We start from the raw sequence: 25,551 nt of genomic DNA on the forward strand, positions 1-25,551 counted from the left end.
CGATCACCACAAGAGGAGGAACGACCATGTTCACAACGTCCGCCTATGCCTGCGATGACGGTTCTTCGCCGATGAAGCTCGCGACCATCAAGCGTCGCGATCCCGGCCCGCGCGATGTCGAAATCGAGATCGAATTCTGTGGCGTCTGCCACTCCGATATCCACACGGCCCGCAGCGAATGGCCGGGCTCCCTCTACCCCTGCGTTCCCGGCCACGAAATCATCGGCCGCGTCGGCCGGGTGGGCGCGCAGGTCACCAAGTTCAAGGCGGGCGACCGGGTTGGTGTCGGCTGTATCGTCGATAGCTGCCGGCAATGCGCAAGCTGCGCCGAGGGGCTGGAGCAATATTGCGAAAACGGCATGACCGGCACCTATAATTCGCCCGACAAGGCTATGGGCGGTGGCGCTCATACGCTTGGCGGTTATTCTGCCCATGTCGTCGTCGATGACCGTTACGTCCTCAACATTCCCGAAGGCCTCGATCCGGCCGCCGCAGCACCCCTGCTTTGCGCGGGTATCACCACCTATTCCCCGCTGCGCCACTGGAACGCAGGACCCGGCAAGCGTGTCGGCGTGGTCGGCCTCGGTGGCCTTGGTCATATGGCCGTCAAGATAGCCAATGCCATGGGCGCGACCGTGGTGATGATCACGACGTCGCCCGGCAAGGCGGAAGACGCGAAAAAGCTCGGCGCCCATGAGGTAATCGTCTCCCGTGATGCCGAGCAGATGAAGAGTGCCGCTGCAAGTCTCGATCTGATCATTGATGCGGTTGCCGCCGACCATGACATCAACGCCTATCTCGCGCTGCTGAAACGCGATGGCGCGCTGGTGCAGGTGGGCGCTCCGGAAAAGCCGCTCTCCGTCCACGCCTTCAGCCTCATCCCCGGCCGCAAGACCTTTGCCGGTTCGATGATTGGCGGCATTCCCGAGACCCAGGAAATGCTGGATTTCTGCGCCGAAAAAGGCATCGCCGCCGAAATCGAGATGATCGATATCGATCAGATCAACGACGCTTATGAACGCATGATAAAAAGCGATGTGCGTTATCGCTTCGTCATTGATATGAAGAGCCTGCCGCGCCAGAAGGCTGCCTGACCCTGGAAAGGGGGCGAGTTTCCGGCGTCCCCTCTCCTCGTTTGACCGTCCGGTTGAAAGCGCAGCCCTAACCATGACCAGCCAGACCGGTTTCAACGATGTCGCCAAGGGCATGACCATCATGGCGGGCTGCATGTTCGTGCTGCCGGTCATGGATGCGATCGCCAAATACATGGCGGTCAGCGGCGGCATGTCGCCGGCGCAGGTCACCTTCTACCGCTTCTTTTTCCAGCTTCTGTGCACCCTGCCCCTGCTGTTGGTGATCTCACCGAAAGCGCTGTTCAGCGCCAGGCGGCCGTGGATGAACTGCCTGCGCGGTGTGCTGCATGCCTCGGCCAGCCTGATGTTCTTTGCCGCCGTCAAATACATGCCGCTCGCCGATGTCTTTGCGATCTATTTCGTCGAGCCCTTCATGCTGACGATGATGTCGGCCCTATTCCTCGGTGAAAAAGTCGGCTGGAAACGCTGGACGGCGATTGTGGTGGGGTTTGGCGGCGCTCTCATCGTTATTCAGCCGAGTTTCGAGATCTTCGGCTGGACTTCGCTCCTGCCGGTCGCCTGCGCCTTTCTCTACACGCTTTATCTCTTCCTGAACCGCGCCATCGGCGATGCCGACAGCCCGCTCGTCATGCAGACCATGTCCGGCATTGCCGGCACCGTGTTCATGGGGGCGGCCCTTCTGGCCGGCAATGCATTCGGCGACAAGGATTTCGCCGTCTCGCTCCCGCAATCCGGCTTTGCCCTCACCCTGCTCATCCTGCTGGGTTCGATATCCGGCTACATGCATCTCCTGATCGTCAGGGCCTTCAGGCTGGCGCCCCTCTCTCTGCTGGCGCCGTTCCAGTATTTCGAGATCATCTCGGCGACGGTACTCGGTTATGCGCTGTTCTCAGACTTCCCGACGCCGTCGAAATGGCTGGGCATCCTCATTATCGTCGCATCCGGCCTGTTTATCATCTGGCGAGAACGCAAACAGACACAGACCAATCTGCCGCTGGACGGGCAATGAGACGGGACGATGAATGGCAAGGCCTCAGCTGCCCGAGGGCAACGAGCCTTCGTCGTGATGATCCTGCGCCTCTACGAGGCTGCCAAGCAGCCAGAGAGAGACCTCGGCCGCCTCTCCAGCCGATTTGAACCGGTATGAGCCGCTATATTTCGGCATATCGAAAAAGGTAACGACAAAACCGTCGCCGCTTTCGAGACTTTCGACCCTTATCCGCTCTGGGTCGATCATCACGCACACATAGTGAGACCCCATATTGCGCATGAAGCCGGCCTTGTTGTCATGGAGGCGCACAAAGGCCGCGACGCCATCCACCGTCATATGCAGGCTTCTGATCGCCTCGTTGGGAAAGGCCCGGGCGAAATCCATGATCGCCTGCCCCACATCATGGCTGTTATCCTCGTCCGTCGCCCGCGTCATGCGCCATGCATATACAGCGAAGACCGAAAGCAGCACGAAAACGATAATCCAGATCGCAATACTCACCCGGGACGCTCCCTCAGCACCGAAACATCACGATTCGCGAATCGAAACGATGCGAACCCGGTTTCGGTTCATAAAGATCGAGGCTTGCGTGAAGTGTGGCTTCACGGGGATCGCTGCAGAATCGGGAGCGGTCCGCCATGCGATACGCGGGACAGAAAATCAGAACCGCTTGAGGAAGGACGCCTTTGCCAGCAGCCATTGCCGGCGCAGCTGCGACAGCTGCAACTCGCCTTCGAACACGCCCGTTCCGGCCTTTCTGGCGGCAAGGATAACCGGGCCGGACAAAGCCACGGGGAGATAGGCCGCGAAGACCGTTTTCGAAATCTTCGCGCGTCTCGCCTTTTCTATATGATCGAGAGCGTGCGCCGCAAAAATCTCGATGGCGATGCCGATCCGCTGTTTATCCTGACCTTCGAGAAACGTCTCGCGGTCGAGCCCCGCAGCCGCCAGCATGTCGGCAGGAATATAAACCTGCCCGCGACGCCGGTGCAGCGGCATCAGGAGAAGAATGCCCGCCATGGCCTGTGCCACGCCCGCATGCCCTGCCGCTTCCGCGCTGGATGCGGCGTCTTCAGCGGAAAGCACGAGACTTGCAAGCTGGATCAATGCGGATGCGGTTTCTCCGGCATAACCTTCAAGCGCATTGCGATCCTCGAACAGGTCGTCATAGAGATCGAAGATACGCGCCTCGATCATATTGGCCAGCACAGGACGCGGCAGGCGATAATGCTCGATCGCCGCCAGAAGCGCTGCTGCCACCGGGTGGGATTGGCTGTCACCGTGTGCATTGCCGTCCAGAAGATCGCGCCACCATTGCATGCGCACCTCGCCGGGCAGCGCCTCGCGCACGGAATCGCGGATACGGGCGATTTCGGCATTGAAGGCGTATAGCGCGGCAAGGGCATTGCGCTTTTCGGCAGGCGACAGAAGGCAGGCGAGATAGCGGTCGCGATCGGTATCGCGCAGCGTCGCGAGGCAGACGTCGAGATTTTCTGTGGGTGCCATGGTTCCCCGCGCGAAACGTCCTGTCAGCCTTCGACGGCAATCAGCGCCGCAGCCACGGCGCGCGATTCCGAAAGCATGATATTATAGGTGCGCACGGCAGCACCCGTGCTCATCGGGTCGACGGAAATACCCGCTTCCTTAAAGGCCGCGCGCAGTTCTTTCGGCAGCACCCGCATGCCGTCACCCGTGCCGATCAGCAGCACTTCGATATCCTGCGCTTCCGCCAGAACCTTTTCGAAATGTTTGACGGTCAGTTCTTTCGCATCAACGGGCTCCCACCCGTAGATGCCGGAAGGCAGGAGCAGAAGCGAGCCGCGATGCGACATGTCGGCAAAACGGAAACCGCCATTGCCATAGGCATCGATGGGCGCCCGGCCGGGAAAATGGGCCGGGCGTATTTCAATCCCGCCGGCCATCAGACGGCAGGCTTGCCGCCGATGGCGTTGCCGGGCTTTTCATCCTTCTCGTCTTCCGCATCCTTGCTGTCGGGACGCAGCTTGAAGGCGATCAGCACCGGCGCGGCGATGTAGAGCGACGAGAACACGCCGATACCCACACCGAACAGCATGGCGAAGGTGAAGGAGCGGATAACCTCGCCACCGAAGAGGTAGAGCGCCAAGAGCGCCAGAAGTACGGTCAGACCAGTCAGGATCGTGCGCGACAGCGTCTGGTTAAGCGACACGTCGATGATCATCGACAGCGGCATCTTTTTATAACGCCTGAGGTTTTCGCGGATACGGTCGTAGATGACAACGGTATCGTTCAGCGAATAACCGATGATCGTCAGGATCGCCGCGATACTCGTGAGGTTGAACTCTATCCCGAGGAACACGAACAGGCCTATCGTAAAGACCACGTCGTGCACCATGGAGATGACCGCACCTAGCGCGAACTGCCATTCGAAGCGCACCCAGATGTAGATCATGATCGCGGTCATGGCGAGCAGGATGCCAATCGTGGACGTATAGGTAAGGTCACCCGACACGGCCGGACCAACGACTTCCACGCGGCGGAAGTCATATTTGTCCTCAAGCTCACCACGCACCATGGTGATGGCCGACTGCTCGGCATTCTCGCCGCCGTCCTGCGCCTGGATACGAATGAGAACATCCTGCGGCGTACCGAAGTTCTGCGCCTGGATTTCACCCAGATTGAGCTGGTTCAGACGATCGCGAATATCGGCAAGATCCGCCTCGCCCTGCTTGGCGCGCACTTCGATGACCGAACCACCCTGGAAATCGATGCCGAGGTTCAGGCCCTTGGCAACGAAACCACCGATGCAGGCGAGCATGATGGCGCCGGTGATCATGAAGACCACGCGACGATAGCGCATGAAGGGAATGTCGCGGCCATCGAACATGGCGGTGCGGACACCCTTCGGCAGGTGTTTCGGACGGCTGCGGCGAACCCAGTAGCCGAACATCCACGCCGTCAGCGTATAGGCCGTGAAGACGGTTGTGATGATACCGACGGCCAGCGTGACGGCGAAGCCCTTCACCGGACCGGTGCCCATGTAGAACAGCACGCTCGCGACGATGAGCGTCGTCAGGTTGGCGTCGATAATGGTCGCGAAGGCGCGGGTGAAGCCGTTATCCAGTGACTGGATCAGCGGTTTGCCGCTTTTCACCTCCTCGCGTATTCGCTCATAGATCAGAACGTTCGAATCCACCGCCATGCCGATGGTGAGGACGATACCGGCAATACCCGGCAAGGTGAGTGTCGATCCGATCACGCTGAGAACAGCGAGCAGCATGACGACGTTGACGACAAGGGCGATATTCGCCAGCAGGCCGAAGAAGCCATAAAAGACGAACATGAAGATGAGGACGCCGACGGCGCCGATGGCGCTGGCCGTCAGGCCGGCGGTGATGGAGTCGTTACCGAGGCTTGGGCCAACGGTGCGTTCTTCAACTACGGTCAGCGTGGCCGGTAGCGCACCGGCGCGCAGCAGGACCGCAAGGTCGTTGGCGCCCTGTACCGAGAAGTTACCGGAAATCTGTCCCGAACCGCCAATGATCGGCTCGCGGATGACAGGTGCGGAAATCACCTGGTTATCGAGAACGATGGCGAAAGGCTTGCCGACATTCTGCTGCGTCGCCTGCGCAAAGCGCTGCGCGCCGCGGCTGTCGAAGCGGAAGGTGACGACGGGTTCGTTGGTCTGCTGGTTGAAGCTTGCCTGTGCGTCGACGAGATTGTCGCCGGAAACGAGCGCGCGGCGTTCCACCAGATAGGGAACCGGCGGATCGTCCTGCGAATAGAGAACCTCGGAGGTGGCCGGCGGACGGCCGTTCATCGCTTCCTGCACCGGCATCGTCGTGTCGACCATGCGGAAGGACAGCTTTGCCGTCTGGTTGAGGAGAGATTTCAGGCGCTGCGGGTCCTGAAGGCCCGGCACCTGCACGATGATGCGGTCGGAACCCTGACGCTGGATGAGCGGCTCGGTGGTGCCGACTTCGTCAACGCGGCGACGTACGACTTCGATGGACTGCGACACGGCCGAAGACAGGCGGTAGTCGATGCCTTCATCGCTCAGGTTGAGCCTGAGAAGATTGTCGCCGCCATCGCTCATCGTCACTTCGGTGATGGAACCGCCGACCAGCGTGCCGGCGGACACCGGCTGCGTCAGGTCGCGAAGCGCAGTCTTGGCCGCTTCGTATTGAGCGGGATCGCTGATACGAACCTGAATCTGCTGGCCGTTGCCCGTGAGCCCGGAATAGCGGATGTTGGCGTCGCGAAGCTGCGTGCGCACATCGCCGACGATCGTTTCAAGCCGTTCCTTGACAATGTCGGAACGCTCGATCTTGAGCATGATGTGCGAACCGCCCTGAAGGTCGAGACCGAGCGTTACCTTGTTGTCCTTGTACCAGGCAGGCATGCTCTCCAGCTGTTTGTCCGAAAACAGGTTGGGAGAGGCGATGAAGACGCTTGCCAGCACAAGCAGCCAGATGAAGACTGTTTTCCAACGGGAAAAATGAAGCATTTCGATCTCGGTCAGGGTTGGGGTTGCGCTGATGACGCAACCCGTCAAATTCGGAAGCGGGCGTCCGGTTATCCGGCAGGATCAGGAAGCGGCTTCCGTCTTGACCACTTCGCCCTTCACGCGCACTTCGGCAATATAGGCACGAGCGGCACGGATTTTCACGCCTTCGGCGATTTCGACTTCCAGTTCATTGTCGTCGATGACCTTGGTCACCTTGCCGACGATGCCGCCGCCGAGAACGACCTGATCGCCACGGCGAATGCTGGTCAGCGTCTCCTGACGCTTCTTCATCTGCGCGCGCTGCGGACGGATGAGGAAAAAGTACCAGACCACCATAAGCGGCGCAAACAGGAAAAGCATTTCAAGGCCAGACCCGAAGGCCGATGCGCCACCCGCTGCGTCCTGGGCAAAAGCTTGACTAATGAACATATAAAACTCCTCAACGATTACGGCACGACCTCTTATGCCGCCCCAGCTTTCAAGCCGCCGGAATATAGTGGGGAACGCCGGGATTGCAACAGATGCAGGCCGCCCGCCGTACCGATTCCGGACCTCTTAACCTTTATGGGCTGGAAACGCCATGCTAGGCCGGGCCGAAAACATCGTTTTGAACACGAGACAAGCGGAAGAAACACCATGATTCGAGAAGAGACGGCCACCCTGCTTCTTGCCGAACTGCGTAGACTGAACATTGCCGTGGAACGGCTCGCCGGCCCGGCACCCGCCATAAACGACTGGAATGCGGCCGATTGTTTCGTCTGGTCGCCGGTCAACTCCTTCCTGCAGCCGGTCGCACGTCCGAACCGCATTGCGCTGAAACTCATTCGTGGCGTTGACCATGTGCGCGACATCCTGCACGAAAACACGCTGCGTTTTGCCGATGGTTTTCCCGCCAATAACGTGCTGCTCTGGGGCGCGCGCGGCATGGGCAAATCCTCGCTGGTCAAGGCTGTTCACGAAGATGTGCGCGCAGCAAGCGGCGTTCCCCTGAAACTGGTCGAGGTGCACCGCGAGGATATCCACACCCTGCCCGCCTTGCTCGACATCTTGAAGGCTTCCGGTGAACGCGTCATCGTCTTCTGCGACGACCTCTCCTTCGACCACGACGACACGGCCTACAAATCCCTGAAGGCGGCGCTCGACGGCGGCATCGAGGGACGGCCGGACAATGTTCTGTTTTACGCCACGTCCAACCGCCGCCACCTTCTGCCGCGTCACATGATGGAAAACGAGCAGTCGACGGCCATCAACCCCTCGGAAGCGGTGGAGGAGAAAGTCTCGCTCTCGGATCGCTTCGGCCTCTGGCTCGGTTTCCACAAATGCGGTCAGGAAGACTACCTGACCATGATCGACAGCTATGCCACGCATTTCGATCTGGGACTCGATCGCGAAACCCTGCATCACGAGGCGCTGGAATGGGCCACCACGCGCGGAGGACGCTCCGGCCGTGTGGCCTGGCAATATATTCAGGATGCCGCCGGGCGCCTGAGGAAATCGATCGACAGATAGGCTGCGATCAAACAGCAGGGATTAATCGGGCCTCACAGCGCCTCATCCACCCTCAGTCCCGCGCGTCTGACAATTCGCGCGGGAACGCCCACGACGGTACAGTCGGCGGGAACATTCTTGATGACAACCGCATTGGCCCCGACTTTTGCATTGTCACCCACGACGATATCCCCAAGCACCTTGGCGCCGGCATTTATCGTAACGTTGTCACCAATTCTGGGCGCGCCCGTCGAGCTGGTGTAACCGATACTGACCTGCTGATTTATCCAGCAATTGGCGCCGATCGACTCGGCCGATATGATCGTTGCAAATCCATGCTGAATGAACAGGCCGGGGCCGATATCGGGCGTGTGGATGTGCAGCGTACTTTCCGGGCGTGCCAGGAACTTGAAAAAATGCGCCCTCGGCAACCGATAATAAAAAAGGTTGCGAAACTCGGCGGTGCCGGTCAGCAATCTCACCGCATCAAGCATGAGGTCGCCGCGTTGCGTCGATGACGTCCCGAGAAGCTTTTCGCTCCACGCCTCGATGTCTCTGAAGATCGGGTTCCCCGGTTTCGCCATGAAAAGCAGAACCAGGTGCGGCGTAACGGACAGGGCCGATACCGCAAAACAGACTTTTTTAAAAATGGTCACAATGAAATCCTTAAATATGGAAGGCAATTTATCGTCTCGAGCGTAACTTGCAACCGCGTATCTATGCCCTATCGGCAGGATGATAATCGTGACGGCGTTTTCGGTATCAAACCTTCGCCGCTGCGCCGCAAAAGAGCCATTTCCAGAATGTTTGAACTGGTGTGAAGGCCAGTGTCGTCAAGGCTACAGAGGGTGTCGTATTCCCGAACGTCACCTCGCCCGTCACATGGTTTGCTGCAGGCATCCGGCACCATCCAGTCAATTTCGTGAGGAGGAGCCGGACAACCGGCTAAATGCCGGGGCTGCGGCGGCGGTAGATCAGGAGGTGGCGGCGTCTTCTCGGAACGTCCCATTTATTCCCCTGTCCATCCTTCGCCGAAAGATCACATGCGAACCGTCACCGGTTCGTCGGTGCAGTTCGACAATATCTGCCTGCGGAGGAGCGGGCCGGCATTGATGTTCAAACCCAAGGAGGAGATGGATATGAGCAGGAACAGAGGCGTCGTTTATCTGAAGCCGGGCCAGGTTGAAGTCCGCGACATCGACGACCCGAAGCTGGAGGCGCCGGATGGCCGCCGCATCGAGCACGGCGTCATTCTCAAAGTTATTTCCACGAATATCTGCGGTTCCGACCAGCATATGGTGCGCGGCCGCACCACGGCGATGCCGGGTCTCGTTCTCGGCCACGAAATCACCGGCGAAGTCATTGAAAAAGGCGTCGATGTCGAAATGCTTGATATCGGCGACATCGTCTCGGTGCCCTTCAACGTCGCCTGCGGCCGCTGCCGCTGCTGCAAGTCGCAGGATACCGGCGTCTGCCTGACGGTGAACCCGTCTCGCGCCGGCGGCGCTTACGGCTATGTCGATATGGGCGGCTGGATCGGCGGACAGGCGAGATATGTCACCATCCCCTATGCCGACTTCAATCTTCTGAAATTTCCCGACCGTGACAGGGCGATGTCGAAGATCCGCGACCTCACCATGCTGTCCGACATTCTGCCGACCGGCTTCCACGGTGCGGTCAAGGCGGGTGTCGGCGTCGGCTCCACGGTCTATGTCGCAGGCGCCGGCCCGGTCGGTCTTGCCGCCGCCGCCTCTGCCCGCATTCTGGGGGCTGCGGTCGTCATGATCGGCGATTTCAACAAGGATCGCCTTGCGCACGCGGCAAAAGTCGGTTTCGAACCCGTCGATCTCTCCAAGGGGGACCGGCTGGGCGATATGATCGCGCAGATCGTCGGCACCAATGAGGTGGACAGCGCCATCGACGCCGTCGGTTTTGAGGCACGCGGCCATTCCGGCGGTGAACAGCCGGCCATCGTTCTCAACCAGATGATGGAGATCACCCGCGCTGCCGGCTCGATCGGTATCCCCGGCCTCTATGTCACCGAGGATCCCGGCGCGGTCGATGCCGCAGCAAAACAGGGCAGCCTGTCCCTGCGCTTCGGTCTGGGGTGGGCGAAGGCGCAATCCTTCCACACCGGCCAGACGCCGGTTCTGAAGTATAACCGTCAGCTCATGCAGGCCATCCTGCATGACCGTCTGCCCATTGCCGACATCGTCAACGCCAAGATCATAGCGCTCGACGATGCCGTCCAGGGTTATGAAAGCTTCGATCAGGGCGCGGCGACCAAGTTCGTTCTCGACCCGCATGGCGATCTGCTGAAAGCAGCCTGACATTTCGAGAGCTCGCGTCCCATAATCATTGAACAGCGCCCGCGAAGAGTATTTTCGCGGGCGCTTTTACCGTATCACCACACGGTGAAATCAAGAGACTACAGCAGCATCCCTTCCAGCTCGGCCGTGGCAGCCGGGGAAAGATAGGGGCGGAACAGGCTCGACACTTGCCGAAGCCCCCATTCCAGTTGCAGCGGCCCGAATTCGGTCACGCCCTCCTGCAGGTTAAGATAGGCCGCCCAATAGGTCGAGACGATCCATAGGTTTGTGAGAACGGCAGCCCGCTCACCTTCCGGAATCTCCGCAAGTCCTGCTTTCTCCATTCGTCCGACAATATCATCGACGGCAAAACGCATGGCCGCGCTGATGGTGCGCACCGGCTCCACCAGCGCAGGCGCAGAGGAAACAAGCCCGACAAGATCGCGAAACAGGAAGCGGTAATTCCACACCAGCGAAAACCAGCGCCGCAAAAACCCGGTGTAGGTCGCCGCAGCACCTTCGTCCGCGCCGTCAATCTTCGCGACAATCGCCAGCGCATCGGCTTCGAACAGGGCAAACAGCGCCAGAACCAGCGCCTCCTTGGTGCGAAAATGGTAATAAAGATTGCCCTCGTTGATATTCACCGCCCTTGCGATCTCAGCCGTGGTCACATGATCGGGCCCCCGCTCGTTAAACAGCTCGAGAGCAGCAGCAAGAATTCTCTGCCGTGTAGGGGAAAGACGCCCCGTTGATCGTCCACCCTCGCTTTTCTTCATTGATATAGGACCCCGCTATTGAAACCTAAGGCATACACCTTAAATGACTAAAATAAGGTATACACCTTAACAGGGAAATTTGAGTGTTCAACGCGAATAAAGGACCTGTCCATGCCCGGAACCGACCTTCGCAGCCCGCCCCCGGATATATCCGCTGCGGCACCCGTCTCCAGGTTCGCCACAGCACGTGTGGCCCTCTCGCTCATCCGCAATCCGCTGAATGCGTTGCCGCCGGAGATTTTCAGCGAACCGGCGGTCTTCACGCGCCTTGGCGGCACGATGCGTGTCCACCTCGCCGATCCGGTTCTTATCCATGAGGCTCTGGTCAAAAACGCCCATCTGCTCGGCAAGGGTGAGGATGTGCGCCGGGCTCTGGGCCCCGCACTCGGACAGGGCCTTCTGACGGCGGATGGCGATCACTGGAAATGGCAAAGGCAATCCGTCGCCGCCGCCTTCCGGCATGAAAAGCTGCTGGAACTGCTGCCCGTGATGATCGAGGCGGCAGAGCGAACCGAAAGGCGCTGGCGCACATCCCCTTCCGGTGACATCGATATCGGCCATGAAATGATGCGGACTACCTTCGACATCATTGTCGAAACCATGATGTCCGGCGGCCACGGGATCGATATCGGGCGCGTCGAACAAAGCGTCACCGACTATCTGAAACCAACCGGCTGGACCTTTGCGCTCGCCATGCTGGGCGCACCGGAATGGCTTCCCCAGCCCGGCCGGCGCAAGGCCCGGGCCGCTGTCAATTATCTGCGCTCCAGCCTGTCGACGGTGATCGCTAACCGGCGGCAAAACCCCGCCGACCGGAACGATCTGGTCTCCATGTTGCTCGAGGCAAAGGACCCGGAAACCGGACGCATGATGAGCGACACTGAAATCACCGACAATCTGCTGACCTTTATCACCGCCGGTCACGAAACCACCGCGCTCGGTCTCGCATGGACGTTCCACCTGCTGTCGCAAAACAGCGATGTGGAACGGAAAGTCGTCGAGGAGATCGCGGCCGTCACCGGTGGAAATCCAGTCGCGGCAGGGCATATTGCTGAACTGACCTATACGAGACAGGTGTTTTCCGAGGCGATGCGGCTTTACCCGCCTGCCCCGGTTGTCACCCGCACGGCGCTGCAGGACTTCAGGCTCGGCGACCATGATATTCCGGCCGGAACCGTTCTTTATGTACCGATCTATGCCGTGCACCGGCATACGGCGCTATGGGACCAACCGGAACGCTTCGACCCTTCCCGCTTCGATCCGGAAAAAACCAGGGCGCGTCACCGTTACGCCTATATGCCTTTCGGCGCAGGCCCGCGCGTCTGTATCGGCAATGCTTTTGCGATGATGGAAGCCGTCGCGATCCTCGCCGTGCTTTTGCAGAAGGCCCATCTCGAAAACAGATCCGCAGCCACGGCGGAGCCGTTGATGAGGGTGACGTTACGCCCGCAAGCCCCTCTGATGATGCGGGTCACGAACCGCAAAAACAAATCGCCCGCGGTGTGAACCACCGCGGGCGATTATTACCCCATAAAGAACATCACCTGATGGTGACGATCAAAGATCGACGTCGAGGATCGCCATGGAGAAGTTGTACGAGCGGTCGCCGTCTTCGTCATCGATGTAGACGACGCCGAGAAACTCTTCGCCAAGATACACTTCGGCGGAATCGTCCTTGCGCGGACGCGCCTTCACAACCATCTTTTCATTGAAGGTGCGCTTGAAATAGGCCTCGAGTTTTTTGATTTCGTCGGCTTTCACCACTATTCTCCTGTGCGGTTCGGGTTGGCCGCTTTTGGCATGGGACAAAGGCCAAAGTAAAGTGAAAGCGGCGCATCATCCGTGTCTTCCACACGGACGAGCGCAATATTCACGACCCGTCAGATATCGGCTCCGATAACCTGGTCCATTAGACGCGAGGGTTCCGAACACCCTGCTTCTCCTACCACGCGCGCCGGCACGCCGGCCACGGTGGTCTTCGGCGGGACCGGTTTCAACACCACCGAACCGGCGGCAATCCGCGAGCAGCTGCCGATCTCGATATTGCCGAGGATTTTTGCGCCTGCCCCGATCATCACACCGTTGCCGATCTTCGGATGGCGGTCCGCCCCCTCCTTGCCGGTGCCGCCAAGCGTCACGCCGTGCAGGATGGAAACATTGTCACCGATGACAGCCGTTTCACCGACCACCAGCCCCGTAGCATGATCGAGGAAGATACCCTTGCCAATGCGCGCGGCCGGATTGATATCCGTCTGGAAGATGCTCGATGAGCGGCTTTGCAGGTAAAAGGCGAAATCCCTGCGGCCCTTCGCAAGCAGCCAATGGGCAAGGCGATGCGTCTGGATGGCCTGGAAGCCCTTGAAATAGAGCAGCGGCTCCATGAAGCGCGTGCAGGCCGGGTCGCGATCGTAAACCGCCTGGATGTCGACGCGCAGTACGCTTCCCCATTCCGGCCAGTCATCCAGCATATCCTGAAACGTCTGGCGCAGAAGCACGGCCTGCATATCGGGATGATCGAGGAGTTCGCAGATGCGATAGATCACACATTCTTCGAGAGACCGGTGATTGAGGATCGTCGAATAAAGGAAGGCTGAAAGCAGCGGGTCCTGAGCTGCGGCGCTACGCGCTTCATGCAGCAGGCTGCCCCAGATCGGATCGACGATCGCCAGCTGTTCGGGCTGACGGGCCTCGGTACGTGCGACCATGAATGGTCTCCTCGTTTGCAGTGGTCGTTCTTTATACAGAAAAAGACGTGTATTAGAAATGGGATTCGAATGACGACTTTAAAGACGGCAAGGCTTCAGTTTTTCTGCATGCAGCATGAAAAAGCGTTTCTTGCCGCCCCGGGGCGTTGCCGAAATAATCCAGATCAAAGCGCGCGGTAAAATTCCAGAACCGCAGCCTTGAACACCCGGTCGCCAACGGCCAGCATATGGTCGCGGCCGGGAATGTCGATCGCGCGCGCATGCGGCATGATCGCCGCGAGTTCTGCGCCGGATCCGGCAATATCATCCTTCGTTCCAACCGCAATCAGCGTCGGCGCATCAATCTTTTCCGCCTGTTCGCGCGTGACGAGGACCCGCGAGGTCTCGATACAGGCGGCCAGCGCCAGCCGGTCGCTTTTCGTCTGGTCGGCAAAGGCACGGAACATACGGCCACGCTCATGGGTGACGACATCGAGCGAGGGGGCGAGCAGCGCCTCGGCAATCGGATCCCAGTCGCCGACGCCTTCGATCATGCCTATACCGAGCCCGCCGAAAACCAGCGAGCGGACGCGCTCGGGATGGGCCATGGCCAGAAAGGCGGAAATGCGCGCACCCATGGAATATCCCATCACATGGGTTTCCGCGATGCCGAGATGATTGAGCAGCGCCACGGCGTCTTCCGCCATGACAGGCGGATAATAGGCGTCTGGATCATGCGGCTTGTCGCTTGCGCCATGGCCGCGATTGTCGATGGCAATCACCCGGTAGCCCGCATCCCCGAGTGTTTTCAGCCAGCCGGGATGTACCCAGTTGACGTTCGCGCTGGAGGCAAAGCCATGAATCAACAGAACCGGCTCGCCCGCCGGATCACCCTCGTCGAAATAGGCAAGGCGAAGGCCGTCATGGGAAAAATCGGAAAATTGCGGCGTGTTGAGATTCATCAAGGACATCCTTTTTGCCGGACCATATGGCAGGAAATCGCAATGGTGAACATATTTTCCTGACGATTTTTATGGAGATGCAATGCGTTTGAGGCTACATATCCGCAGCAATAAGCCCATGCTCGATGACGATCTGCGGCTTAACCACGATATTGCATTTGGAGACGAACATGGCCGGGCATTCCATTCCCCACTTCCAGAACGATGGCGGACACAGCGTAATCGAGATCGGCGTCAAGGAATTCATGTGCACCGGCGCTTCGGTGCCCTACGATCATCCGCATATCTTCATCGATATGGGCGACGACAACGAGAAGGTCTGTTCCTACTGCTCTACCCTTTACCGTTACAATCCGTCGCTGAAGGCCGAACAGACCAATCCTCCGGGCTGCGTCTTCCATGTGAAGGCCGCCTGACCTTTTCCCTTTCCTGATCGGGGCGCATCATGCCCATCACATCCGTAGCCATTGTCGGTGCCGGCATTGCCGGTCTCACCGCTGCCCTTTCTTTTGCCAGGCATGGCGTCAGCTCCGACATCATCGAACAGGCCGGTGAACTCGCGGAAGTCGGCGCCGGCCTGCAGCTGTCGCCCAATGCCGCCCGCATCCTTGCGGAACTCGGCGTGATGCCGGAGATCGAGGCACGTTGGACGGAGCCTGTCAGCGTCGAACTGGCATCGGGAAAATCGCTTGCCACGCTGTTATCATTGCCAATGGCCGAAATGGCTCGCACACGCTGGGGCGCACCCTACGGCGTCCTTCACCGCTCGACGCTGCAACGCGCGCTTCTTGATGCGGTGACCCGCAATCCGCTCTGCCGCCTGCATCTCGGCAAACGCATGGAAAATGCAACGTTGGATGGGATTGCCGCAACCACGTTTCGTGATCACGACCTGATCGTCGGCGCGGACGGCGTCTGGTCGGCGGCCCGTTTTGCCGTCCCCTCCTCTCCCGTCGCCACTTTTTCCGGCAATGTCGCCTGGCGCTTCACGGTCGCTGCAAAAGATGTGCCTTCCGCCATCAACAAGAGCGCCGTCACCGCCTATCTCGGTTCGGGCGGCCATATAGTTGCCTATCCGCTGAAGGAAGTCGGCGGCTTCAACATCGTCGCCATCGCGCTCGGTGCCGATCCCGGCGCGACATGGCGGGCCGAATCGAGCGGACAGCAGAAAGCGATGCTGCTGGCGCAATTTCGCGACTGGAGCCCGGATATCGTCCGGCTCCTGTCATCGTCGGAAAATCCAACCTTCTGGCCACTCTACCAGGCCGGCCCCGGACGCTGGCACAATGGCCGCGACACGGTGCTGATCGGCGACGCAGCCCATGCGATGATGCCTTTTGCGGCACAGGGGGCGGCGATGGCTATCGAGGATGCCTTTGAACTGGCGGGCGCGCTGGCCGGAACACCCCTGCCCGTGGCACAGGCCCTTGCAGCCTTCGAAGCTTTGCGCCTTCCGCGCATAGAAAAGGCCCGCAAGCGGGCCTCTCTCAATCGTTTCGCCTATCACGCCACAGGCCCGGCTCGCCTTGCCCGGGACTTCGTTTTTTCAACACGTCCCACGGAAGCCTTCCTGAAGGACTTAGACTGGCTTTACGGCTACCGCGCCAAAGGCTGAGGTTAGACCCCGGCCGCCGCCGCAAACCCGGCCTCAAGATCCTTCTTGAGATCGACAATATCCTCAAGCCCGATCTGCAGACGGATGACCGGCCCTTCCGTAGGACCTTTGGCGATGGTCCTGTCGACAAGCGATACCGAAACGGCAAGCGATTCGTATCCGCCCCAGGAATAGCCAAGCCCGAAGAAGGTCAGCGCATTCAAGAATGCTGCCGCCGTCTGCTTGTATTTTCCCTCTTCAGCTTTCAGCACGAAGGAGAACACGCCGCTTGCGCCCTTGAAATCGCGCTTCCAGAGGTCATGCCCGGCAAAGCTCGGCAAGGCCGGATGCAGAACGCGCACGACATCGTCGCGGCGTTCCAGCCATTGAGCGATATCGAGTGCACTTTTCTGATGGTGTTCCAGCCTGACGCCCATGGTCCGCATGCCACGCAGGATCTGGTAGGCATCGTCAGACGTGACGCAGATGCCGAGATTGGTATTCGCCTGATAAAGCGCCTTCCAGTGCTTTTCATTGGCCGAGACAAACCCCATCAGCACATCCGAATGCCCGGAGGGATATTTGGTGGCGGCATGAATGGAAACATCGACGCCAAAATCGAGCGGCTTGAAATAAAGCGGTGTCGCCCAGGTATTATCCATCGTCACGACGCAATCATGCCTGTGGGCGATCTCGGCGATCAGCCGGACATCCTGAATCTCCAGCGTGTTTGAGCCCGGCGCTTCCAGATGCACAAGCTTCGTATTCGGGCGGATGAGCGCTTCAATGCCTGCACCGATCGACGGATCGTAATACTCAACCTCAACGCCGAGCTTCTTCAGCATCGTATTGCAGAAGCGGCGCGTGGGAAAATAGACCGAATCGACGATCAGCGCATGATCGCCCGCACCGAGATAGGCAAGGAACGGCACGGTGATCGCTGCAAGCCCCGACGGCACGAGAATCGTTCCGAAAGAACCCTCGAGCTCATTGACGAGATTGCAAAGCGCATCCGTCGTCGGCGTTCCGTGGGTGCCATAGGTATATTTCTGGTTCTCAGTCGAAAGCGTCTCGGCGTCGGGGAAAAGCACGGTCGAGCCGCGCACGATGGGAGGATTGACGAAACCGAAACAGTCCGCGGGATCGTTACCGCCATGGGCCAGGCGCGTATTCATACCTGCGGTGGAACGCAGGTCATTTGTCTTGGTCATTTCAGATCAGCTTTCGAAGGAATATTGACGCGAGCGACAATGCTAAGAGCGGAGGGCAAGGTCAAGTCCCGTAAAACAGTGCCAGACATGTCGATTGATGCATTGCGAAACAGCATACAAGAAGTATACAAAAATCGTGCAAGTGCAAATTTTCGCAAAAATATGCTTATATTTTCACCCTTTGCACACTTCCCGACCAAAATCTGGAAAATTCCGTTTTATAGGCACAATTATTGCCGGCACGTCTTGACCCCGCTGCCAATTGCGATTGTGATAGAAAAAGCGGATCGAAAAGGTCTTGCTGAAGGGGGAGCTGGGGTAAAACAACGATGCCGGTCCCCTTCCATTGACGATAACAAACAAAGGTTGGGAAAAATGAAAAAGGCAATTCTGTCAGCCGCTATCGGCGCAGCAGTTTTGGGAGGAGCCTCGGTCGCTTCGGCTGCGACGCTTCAGGATGTGAAGTCGAAAGGTTTCGTCACCTGCGGCGTGAGCGCGGGCATTCCGGGATTTTCAAATCCCGACGACAAGGGCGAATGGTCCGGTATCGACGTGGACTATTGCCGTGGTATTGCCACTGCGGTTTTCGGTGATCCTTCCAAGGCAAAGTTTGTCGCCCTGTCGAGCAAGGACCGCTTCCCGGCCCTCCAGTCTGGCGAAGTCGACGTTCTGACCCGTAACACCACCTGGACGATCAGCCGCGATACGTCGCTCGGCTTCAACTTCCGTACGGTCAACTATTATGACGGCCAGGGCTTCATTGCCAAGAAGGGCCTGAATGTTAAGTCCGCGCTCGAGCTTTCCGGCGCCGCCGTCTGCGTTCAGACCGGCACGACCACCGAGCTCAATCTCGCCGACTATTTCAAGACCAACAATCTGCAGTACAATCCGGTGGTTTTCGAAAAGGAAGCCGACGCAACCTCTGCCTATGATTCCGGCCGTTGCGACGTCTACACCACCGACCAGTCCGGTCTTTACGCCATCCGTCTCAAGCTGAAGAACCCGGACGACAACATCGTTCTGCCCGAAGTCATTTCCAAGGAGCCGCTTGGACCGGCCGTTCGCCAGGGTGACGACCAGTGGTTCGACATCGTGACCTGGGTTCACTATGCGATGGTCAATGCCGAAGAACTGGGCATCACCTCCAAAAACGTCGATGAACAGAAGACCAGCGCCAACCCGGATATCAAGCGTCTGCTCGGTACCGAAGAAGGCACCAAGATCGGCACCGATCTCGGCGTGACCAACGACTGGGCTTACAACATCGTCAAGCTGGTGGGTAACTACGGCGAAGTCTTCGACCGCAACGTCGGCGCCGGCTCGCCGCTCAAGATCGAGCGTGGCCAGAACGCATTGTGGACCAAGGGCGGCCTGCAATACGCACCGCCGGTCCGTTAATCGGCCCCATCCTCGGTTAGAGGCTGAAAGGAGGCTGGGCAAAGCCCGGCCTCCCATTTGAAATTATATAAATAAGCTCGCAAAGAGCATATAAAAGGGAAAGGTGCCTATGGCAGGCAACGCGGTCAGTTCGCAACGATCGCGCGCGCAAAGCGCGTCGTCACTTATCAACGATCCACGCATTCGAGGCATTTTCTATCAGGTTCTGACAGTCGTCATCCTGACCGCCTTCGTCTGGATCATCGTGACGAACACGATCACCAATCTTCAACGGGCAAACATTTCATCCGGCTTCGGCTTCCTCAATGGAAGAGCCGGTTTCGATATCGGCCAGTCGCTCATCGCCTATACCAGCGACGCGACCTATGGCCGGGCGCTGCTCGTTGGCATTCTCAACACGATCCAGGTCGCATTTTTCGGCATCATCGCCGCCTCGATCATCGGTTTCATCGTCGGTATCGCGAGACTTTCCAGTAACTGGCTGATCTCGAAGCTGGCGCAGGCCTATGTGGAAATCTTCCGCAACATCCCGCCCCTGCTCGTTATCTTCTTCTGGTACAAGGGCGTTATTTCCGTCCTGCCGCAGGCGCGCGATTCGCTGGAGCTTCCGCTTGGAAGCTACCTCAACAATCGCGGCTTCTTCTTTCCGAAACCCCTCTGGGGCGAAGGCACCTGGCTTATTCCGCTCGCCTTTCTGGTCGCCATCGTCATCAGCGTCTTCGTTTATCGCTGGGCGAAGGCCAGGCAGGAAAGAACCGGCCAGCAGTTCCGCACCGGAATAACGATAACGCTTCTCGTCATCGGCCTCCCCGCCGCGACATTTCTGGCGCTCGGCGCACCACTGACATTCGACTACCCGATTGCCGGGCGTTTCAACCTGTCAGGTGGCGCGGTCGTCGCCCCGGAATTCATGTCGCTGTTTCTGGCTCTCTCCTTCTACACAGCCTCCTTCATCGCCGAGATCGTTCGCGGCGGCATCAAGGCCGTGGCTAAGGGCCAGACCGAGGCAGCGGAAGCATTGGGCCTTCGCCAGAGCACGACGACGCGTCTGATCGTCGTTCCGCAGGCGATGCGCATCATCATTCCGCCGCTGACAAGCCAATATCTCAACCTGACCAAAAACTCCTCGCTCGCGGTCGCGGTCGGTTTCGCCGACATCGTTTCCGTTGGCGGCACGATCCTCAACCAGACGGGACAGGCAGTCGAAGTTGTTGCGATCTGGCTGGTCATCTATCTCTCGCTGTCCATTCTCACGGCCGTGGTCATGAACTGGTTCAATGCGAAAATGGCCCTGGTGGAGAGATAATCGATGACGATCAGCAATCACGCTTTCGTGCGACAGACCATCGAGGATGCCAAACCCGCGCCGTCGAGTGCGGTTGGCATCAGCCATTGGCTGCGTACCAAACTTTTCGCCACGCCGAAGGACACGATCCTCACGGTTCTCGCCATTGCTTTCCTCGCCTATCTTCTGCCGCCACTCATCGACTGGCTGTTCATAGATGCGGTGTGGAGCGGCAGCGATCGTATCGCCTGCCTGACCGCCTCTCAAGGCGGTGCGCTTCCGGACGGCCAGTCCGGCGCGTGCTGGGCCTTCGTTTCGGCAAAGCTCGGGCAATTCGTCTTTGGCCGTTACCCGCTCGACGAGCGCTGGCGTCCGATCCTCGTGATGGTGACCTTCGCCATCCTGCTCGTGCCGATGCTCATCCCGAAGGCGCCGTTCAAGCGGCTCAATGCCCTGGCGCTTTTCATCATCCTGCCCTTCATCGCGTTTTTCCTGCTCATCGGTGGCGTCTTCGGCCTGCCGAAGGTGGAGACGCAGCTGTGGGGCGGCCTGATGGTGACCCTCATCCTGTCGTTCTTCGGGATCACGGTCTCCCTGCCCTTCGGCATTCTTCTGGCACTCGGCAGACGGTCGAACCTGCCGGTCATCAAGATGCTCTGCGTGCTTTTCATCGAAGTCATCAGAGGCATTCCGCTGATCACCGTGTTGTTCTTCGCCAGCATCATGCTGCCGCTGTTCCTGCCCGACGGCTGGACCTTCGACAAGTTCCTGCGCGCGCTGGTCGGTGTGTCGCTGTTCTCCTCGGCCTATATGGCGGAGGTGATCCGCGGCGGCCTGCAGGCCATTCCGAAGGGGCAATATGAAGGGGCGGATTCGCTCGGCCTGAACTACTGGCAGAAGACGCGGCTGATCGTGCTGCCGCAGGCGCTGAAGCTGGTCATTCCGGGCATCGTCAACACCTTCATCGGGCTTTTCAAGGACACGTCGCTGGTCTCTATCATCGGCATGTTCGACCTACTCGGCATTGTCACACTCAACCAATCGGATGCGAACTGGGCGACACCCGTCACGGCGATGACTGGCTATATTTTCGCAGGCTTCGTATTCTGGATATTCTGCTTCGGCATGTCGCGTTATTCGCTGTTCATGGAACGGCACCTCGACACCGGGCATAAACGATAAGGGACGCTCAAATGGCAGAAACCCAAGCAAAAAAACTGACCGTTTCGGCTACGGACGTGGCAATCGAAATCGTCGGCATGAACAAGTGGTACGGCGACTTCCACGTGCTGCGCGATATCAACCTGAAGGTCATGAAGGGCGAGCGCATCGTCATCGCCGGTCCTTCGGGTTCGGGCAAGTCGACCATGATCCGCTGCATCAACCGGCTGGAAGAACATCAGTCGGGACTGATCAACGTCGATGGTATCGAACTCACCAACGACCTGAAAAAGATCGACGAAGTGCGGCGCGAGGTTGGCATGGTGTTCCAGCACTTCAACCTCTTCCCGCACCTGACGATCCTCGAGAACTGCACTCTGGCGCCGATCTGGGTTCGCAAGACCCCCAAGAAGGAAGCCGAGGAAATCGCGATGCACTATCTGAAGCGCGTCAAGATTCCCGAGCAGGCCCACAAATACCCGGGCCAGCTCTCCGGCGGCCAGCAGCAGCGCGTGGCGATTGCCCGCTCGCTTTGCATGAAGCCGAAGATCATGCTGTTCGACGAACCGACATCGGCGCTCGACCCTGAAATGGTCAAGGAAGTGCTCGACACCATGGTCGGCCTTGCCGAAGACGGCATGACGATGCTGTGCGTGACCCACGAAATGGGCTTCGCCCGCCAGGTCGCCAACCGCGTCATCTTCATGGACCAGGGCCAGATCGTCGAACAGAATTCGCCCGCCGAATTCTTCGACAATCCCCAGCACGAGCGCACCAGGTTGTTCCTCAGCCAGATTCTGCACTGAGGCGGCGGATCACAAACACATCATCCAACGGGGCCGCTTCGGCCCCGTTTTTTTTGCAGGAATAGCGCGCCACACTCACCGTCATCCTTACCCTTGACGCAAGGACCCATAGGCGGCTGTAGAGTGGATCCTCGCCTCAAGGGCGAGGATGACGGCAGGCATGTTCTACCTCATCACTGCTTCACTGTTAGGTTCCAATCCGGCCAACGGTCGCGCTGAGTCGTCAGCTTGCAGTCTGAATCCCAAGCGAAAAGCCTCGAAAACAGCGACACTCCGACGCTTTAACCATTTGTTACGAAACAAGAATCCTTGTTTTTCAGGGCTTGTAGCGGCCCATGTCATTTTTTTGTCAAATCATGCATTTTTCCGCTTGCGGACCAACGGGAGCCTGACTATAAGGGCGCCACACCACAAGCGCACGCGCCCTTCGTCTATCGGTTAGGACGTCAGATTTTCATTCTGAAAAGAGGGGTTCGACTCCCCTAGGGCGTGCCACTTGCCTTCGTGTTTCCTCTTAAAGATATGCAATAACGCGATTTGTAACGATCGTTCGTCGATCAAGCATCCGCAAATTTTCCATCGCGACGATGACGACGCTGGAACCGATTCCCGGCCGGTACGTTAAAATGCTGTCCCCCCGATGGAAGGCGAGCCGGGCGAGATGCCGGTGGGCAAATTATACGGCTTGCCTTTCCCTCCTCCCCGCTTTCCGTACGGCCAAACCAGCGATCAATTGAAGCCAGCTAAGGCTTCAGCAATCACGCAATTCGTTTGACCAAGCCAAAAACCGCTCCAAATCACTCAGCGATAGAGCCGTTATTTCAAAGCTTTGGCCTCTCCGATCACGGTTTTCCACAGCCCTTCCGCTCCGAGTAAAAAAACTCGTCATGAAGCGAAAAAAATCGATTTTTCCGCTTGCGGACCAACCGGAGCCTGACTATAAGGGCGCCACACCACAAGCGCACGCGCCCTTCGTCTATCGGTTAGGACGTCAGATTTTCATTCTGAAAAGAGGGGTTCGACTCCCCTAGGGCGTGCCACTTGCTTCTCCTGAAAAATCAGTATTCTGTATAAAAAACTTCACCTAACGCGTGAACGTAAGGACGATCGCCGTTTCCGGCTCGTACTGAACTTTACCCCGAAGAATTCAAACAGATTGGCGACCCTGTCAAGGTGCGAAAGCCGCGTCCAGAACGCGCAGCTGCACGCGCCTCTGGCCCTGCCATAGATCGGCTCCCACGGTGCCTGCGACGTGGATGGACCTGCCGCGCGCATTCAGCAGCATCTGCCCCAGCGGCGCCTCTGCGGCGCGAAATGCGATGCCGTCCAGCCGGGAGCCATCCATGGCCTCCAGCGTGATCTTGACGTGAGCGGTGCCGACAAGACGCACATCCCGCAGGCGATGGGCAGGCACGGCGAAAATCGGTTGGGAATGGCCCGATCCATAAGGACCGGCCTGCTCCAGCTGGTCGACAAGCTGTAAAGTCGCGCCCGACGCGCCGATGGCGCCATCGATCTTCAGCACGCTGCTTTCCACCAGCTCGCTCACCGTCCTGACTGCAGCCTCCTCGAAGAAGGTTCTGAGTTTACCGAGATTGGCGCGTTCCACCGTGAGACCCGCAGCCATGGCGTGGCCGCCGCCCTTGACCAGCAATCCCGCCTCCACGGCAGCGCGCACCATACGCCCCATATCAAAACCATTGATCGAGCGGCCGGAGCCGGTGCCCTTGCCGGAAGGATCGAAGGCAATGGCGAAAGCCGGGCGACGGAAACGGTCCTTCAGTCGCGAGGCAAGCAGGCCGACGATACCCGGATGCCAGTTTTCCCGGGCCGTAACAATGACACCGGCGCCTGACCCGTCGCCATATTCGAACAGCGCCTCCGCTTCGGCTTCCGCCAGCATCGCGGCTTCCATCGCCTGCCGCTCGCGGTTCAGCTCGTCCAGGCGTTCCGCGATCACCTCGGCCTGCGAAGAATCGTCGATGGTCAGGAGACGGCTGCCAAGTGCAGCATCGCCGATACGGCCGCCGGCATTGATGCGCGGCCCGATCAGGAAGCCGAAATGATAGGGTGTGACAGGTCCGCCAAGCCCGGCCTTCTTGAACAGCGCCGCCAGCCCCGCATTGTTCATATGGCGCGCGGCAATCAGCCCCTTCACCACATAGGCGCGGTTCAGCCCCTTCAGCGGCACCACGTCGCACACGGTCGCAAGGGCAACGATATCGAGAAGCGACAGCAGGTCCAGCGTGAAAGCCTGCCTGTTGCGCCTGTCTTTCAACAGCCTGAGTGTAGCGACCAGCACGAGGAACACCACGCCGGCGGCGCAGAGATGCCCCTGCCCCGAAAGATCGTCCTCCCGGTTGGGATTGACCAGCGCGACTGCCGGCGGCAGTTCCGAGCCGACCTGATGGTGATCGATCACCACCACATCGGTGCCCGCATCCTTCGCGGCCTGCAGCGATTCATGGCTGGTGGAACCGCAATCGACGGTAACGATCAGCGTTGCGCCATTGGCGGCAAGCTGCTGCATCGCCGCCGGGTTCGGTCCGTAGCCCTCGAAAATCCGGTCGGGAATGTAGATTTCCGGCGTAATCCCGAAATGCGCAAAAAAGCGGTACATCAAGGCGGACGAAGCAGCACCGTCAACATCGTAATCACCGAAGATCGCCACCTTCTCGCCGGTCTCGATGGCGCGCACCAGCCTCTCGGCCGCCTTCTCACAATCGGTCAGCATGTGCGGATCGGGCATCAGCGAGCGGATGGTGGGATCGAGGAATTCCAGGGCGTCATCGACACCCACCCCGCGCCCGGCAAGCACCCGCGCGATCAATTCAGGAATGGCATGGATTTGCGACATGGCCAGCGCACGGTTCTGTCCGGCCTGATCCAGCCGCGACACCCAGCGCTGCTCTGTCGCCGACCGCTCCACGCTCAGAAACGCGCGGGCAACGGTATCGGCCGGCTCCATCATTGCCATCCTGTCCATTCATCCTGTCGTGTATATGCGCATCCGCGCCTTTTCTTACACCGGGCTAAATGGCGATGGCGGGTTTTTCAAGCAAAAACGCCTGTGCAGGGTTTTACACCGAAAAAATCGAGAAGAACGGGCTGACGATGGATACCGCACCGACCAGCAGCAGCAGCGAGAACACGGCAAGCGAACACCAGTTGCGCTCATAGTCGGCAATATCGAATTCCATGCTTCGAATATTGTCATTGGCACTGTGTGGCCTGGCCCGATGATGGGTGGCCAGAACGCCTTCGCGCTTGTTGTCCTTGAAAAGGATAATCGATGTCACGGCCACG

General features: G+C 59.0%; 24 protein-coding genes and 2 tRNA genes. 13 read left to right on the forward strand and 13 right to left on the reverse strand.

All coding sequences use genetic code 11. From position 1 onward, the window contains the following. The first annotated feature begins 26 nt into the window (after nucleotides 1-26). Entirely contained in the window at nucleotides 27-1,094 is a 1,068-nt protein-coding gene (locus tag FY152_06025) for an NAD(P)-dependent alcohol dehydrogenase (GenBank protein UXS31669.1), read from the forward strand. 73 nt (nucleotides 1,095-1,167) lie between these two features. Then, the gene (locus FY152_06030; GenBank protein ID UXS31670.1) at nucleotides 1,168-2,103 is read left to right on the forward strand and encodes a DMT family transporter; all 936 of its coding nucleotides are present in this window, start codon (nucleotides 1,168-1,170) and stop codon (nucleotides 2,101-2,103) included. Nucleotides 2,104-2,127: 24 nt separating this feature from the next. Here the strand turns inward: FY152_06030 and FY152_06035 are convergent, their stop codons facing one another. The 5 genes from FY152_06035 to yajC all read right to left on the reverse strand — a co-directional run bounded on the left by FY152_06035 (nucleotide 2,128) and on the right by yajC (nucleotide 7,000). Then, entirely contained in the window at nucleotides 2,128-2,586 is a 459-nt protein-coding gene (locus FY152_06035) for a hypothetical protein (GenBank protein UXS31671.1), read from the reverse strand. A gap of 159 nt (nucleotides 2,587-2,745) precedes the next feature. Further along, nucleotides 2,746-3,591, reverse strand: coding sequence for a phytoene/squalene synthase family protein (locus FY152_06040; GenBank protein ID UXS31672.1), 846 nt, complete (start codon nucleotides 3,589-3,591; stop codon nucleotides 2,746-2,748). A gap of 23 nt (nucleotides 3,592-3,614) precedes the next feature. Further along, nucleotides 3,615-4,007, reverse strand: a complete 393-nt coding sequence (locus FY152_06045) for a hypothetical protein (GenBank protein UXS31673.1) — start codon at nucleotides 4,005-4,007, stop codon at nucleotides 3,615-3,617. Further along, nucleotides 4,007-6,571 carry a protein translocase subunit SecDF gene (locus FY152_06050; GenBank protein UXS31674.1) on the reverse strand — a complete coding sequence of 855 codons (2,565 nt, stop codon included), beginning with the start codon at nucleotides 6,569-6,571 and terminating at the stop codon, nucleotides 4,007-4,009. The genes FY152_06045 and FY152_06050 overlap by 1 nt, the downstream gene beginning before the upstream one ends. A gap of 81 nt (nucleotides 6,572-6,652) precedes the next feature. Continuing rightward, nucleotides 6,653-7,000 carry a preprotein translocase subunit YajC gene (gene yajC, locus FY152_06055; protein ID UXS31675.1) on the reverse strand — a complete coding sequence of 116 codons (348 nt, stop codon included), beginning with the start codon at nucleotides 6,998-7,000 and terminating at the stop codon, nucleotides 6,653-6,655. Between the two features lie 207 nt (nucleotides 7,001-7,207). Here yajC and FY152_06060 point away from each other — a divergent pair, with 207 nt between their 5' ends. Then, on the forward strand, nucleotides 7,208-8,080 hold the full coding sequence (locus FY152_06060) for an ATP-binding protein (protein ID UXS31676.1): 873 nt from the start codon (nucleotides 7,208-7,210) through the stop codon (nucleotides 8,078-8,080). Between the two features lie 32 nt (nucleotides 8,081-8,112). Here FY152_06060 and FY152_06065 read toward each other — a convergent pair whose 3' ends face one another. Continuing rightward, entirely contained in the window at nucleotides 8,113-8,643 is a 531-nt protein-coding gene (locus FY152_06065) for a serine acetyltransferase (GenBank protein ID UXS33223.1), read from the reverse strand. A 555-nt stretch (nucleotides 8,644-9,198) separates the two neighbouring features. On the opposite strand from FY152_06065, the gene fdhA reads away from it, so the two are divergent. Beyond that, on the forward strand, nucleotides 9,199-10,389 hold the full coding sequence (gene fdhA / locus FY152_06070; GenBank protein ID UXS31677.1) for a formaldehyde dehydrogenase, glutathione-independent: 1,191 nt from the start codon (nucleotides 9,199-9,201) through the stop codon (nucleotides 10,387-10,389). Between the two features lie 98 nt (nucleotides 10,390-10,487). Here fdhA and FY152_06075 read toward each other — a convergent pair whose 3' ends face one another. After that, nucleotides 10,488-11,144: a TetR/AcrR family transcriptional regulator gene (locus tag FY152_06075; protein ID UXS31678.1), complete on the reverse strand. Its 657-nt coding sequence runs from the start codon at nucleotides 11,142-11,144 to the stop codon at nucleotides 10,488-10,490. 111 nt (nucleotides 11,145-11,255) lie between these two features. Here FY152_06075 and FY152_06080 point away from each other — a divergent pair, with 111 nt between their 5' ends. Beyond that, nucleotides 11,256-12,650, forward strand: coding sequence for a cytochrome P450 (locus FY152_06080; GenBank protein ID UXS31679.1), 1,395 nt, complete (start codon nucleotides 11,256-11,258; stop codon nucleotides 12,648-12,650). A 51-nt stretch (nucleotides 12,651-12,701) separates the two neighbouring features. Here FY152_06080 and FY152_06085 read toward each other — a convergent pair whose 3' ends face one another. From FY152_06085 to FY152_06095, 3 genes are all read right to left on the reverse strand, one after another. Continuing rightward, nucleotides 12,702-12,905: a DUF3126 family protein gene (locus tag FY152_06085; protein UXS31680.1), complete on the reverse strand. Its 204-nt coding sequence runs from the start codon at nucleotides 12,903-12,905 to the stop codon at nucleotides 12,702-12,704. Nucleotides 12,906-13,024: 119 nt separating this feature from the next. Then, entirely contained in the window at nucleotides 13,025-13,849 is an 825-nt protein-coding gene (gene cysE, locus FY152_06090) for a serine O-acetyltransferase (protein ID UXS31681.1), read from the reverse strand. 164 nt (nucleotides 13,850-14,013) lie between these two features. Next, the gene (locus FY152_06095; protein ID UXS31682.1) at nucleotides 14,014-14,790 is read right to left on the reverse strand and encodes an alpha/beta hydrolase; all 777 of its coding nucleotides are present in this window, start codon (nucleotides 14,788-14,790) and stop codon (nucleotides 14,014-14,016) included. 170 nt (nucleotides 14,791-14,960) lie between these two features. Here FY152_06095 and FY152_06100 point away from each other — a divergent pair, with 170 nt between their 5' ends. Together FY152_06100 and FY152_06105 are read left to right on the forward strand one after the other, a co-directional pair. Next, nucleotides 14,961-15,206 (forward strand): zinc-finger domain-containing protein, encoded by a 246-nt coding sequence (locus FY152_06100; GenBank protein UXS31683.1) that lies wholly within the window; start codon nucleotides 14,961-14,963, stop codon nucleotides 15,204-15,206. 29 nt (nucleotides 15,207-15,235) lie between these two features. Further along, nucleotides 15,236-16,405: a salicylate hydroxylase gene (locus FY152_06105; GenBank protein UXS31684.1), complete on the forward strand. Its 1,170-nt coding sequence runs from the start codon at nucleotides 15,236-15,238 to the stop codon at nucleotides 16,403-16,405. Between the two features lie 2 nt (nucleotides 16,406-16,407). Here FY152_06105 and FY152_06110 read toward each other — a convergent pair whose 3' ends face one another. Beyond that, nucleotides 16,408-17,595 (reverse strand): cystathionine beta-lyase, encoded by a 1,188-nt coding sequence (locus tag FY152_06110; GenBank protein ID UXS31685.1) that lies wholly within the window; start codon nucleotides 17,593-17,595, stop codon nucleotides 16,408-16,410. A gap of 375 nt (nucleotides 17,596-17,970) precedes the next feature. Here FY152_06110 and FY152_06115 point away from each other — a divergent pair, with 375 nt between their 5' ends. From FY152_06115 to FY152_06140, 6 genes are all read left to right on the forward strand, one after another. Continuing rightward, nucleotides 17,971-18,993 (forward strand): amino acid ABC transporter substrate-binding protein, encoded by a 1,023-nt coding sequence (locus FY152_06115; GenBank protein ID UXS31686.1) that lies wholly within the window; start codon nucleotides 17,971-17,973, stop codon nucleotides 18,991-18,993. A 109-nt stretch (nucleotides 18,994-19,102) separates the two neighbouring features. Then, complete coding sequence (locus FY152_06120) at nucleotides 19,103-20,299, forward strand: amino acid ABC transporter permease (GenBank protein ID UXS31687.1); 1,197 nt, start codon at nucleotides 19,103-19,105, stop codon at nucleotides 20,297-20,299. A 3-nt stretch (nucleotides 20,300-20,302) separates the two neighbouring features. Next, nucleotides 20,303-21,460 (forward strand): amino acid ABC transporter permease, encoded by a 1,158-nt coding sequence (locus FY152_06125; GenBank protein ID UXS31688.1) that lies wholly within the window; start codon nucleotides 20,303-20,305, stop codon nucleotides 21,458-21,460. An 11-nt stretch (nucleotides 21,461-21,471) separates the two neighbouring features. Then, nucleotides 21,472-22,245: an amino acid ABC transporter ATP-binding protein gene (locus tag FY152_06130; protein UXS31689.1), complete on the forward strand. Its 774-nt coding sequence runs from the start codon at nucleotides 21,472-21,474 to the stop codon at nucleotides 22,243-22,245. A gap of 420 nt (nucleotides 22,246-22,665) precedes the next feature. After that, nucleotides 22,666-22,740, forward strand: a tRNA-Glu gene (locus FY152_06135). Nucleotides 22,741-23,210: 470 nt separating this feature from the next. After that, nucleotides 23,211-23,285, forward strand: a tRNA-Glu gene (locus tag FY152_06140). Between the two features lie 128 nt (nucleotides 23,286-23,413). On the opposite strand, the gene recJ is transcribed toward FY152_06140, so the two are convergent. Continuing rightward, on the reverse strand, nucleotides 23,414-25,216 hold the full coding sequence (gene recJ / locus FY152_06145; protein UXS33224.1) for a single-stranded-DNA-specific exonuclease RecJ: 1,803 nt from the start codon (nucleotides 25,214-25,216) through the stop codon (nucleotides 23,414-23,416). Between the two features lie 109 nt (nucleotides 25,217-25,325). Beyond that, a complete protein-coding gene (locus FY152_06150; GenBank protein ID UXS31690.1) occupies nucleotides 25,326-25,550 on the reverse strand; it encodes a hypothetical protein in 225 nt (74 codons plus the stop codon). Nucleotide 25,551: the final 1 nt, after the last annotated feature.

It is taken from the genome of Agrobacterium tumefaciens (genome assembly GCA_025560025.1).
Lineage (GTDB): Bacteria > Pseudomonadota > Alphaproteobacteria > Rhizobiales > Rhizobiaceae > Agrobacterium.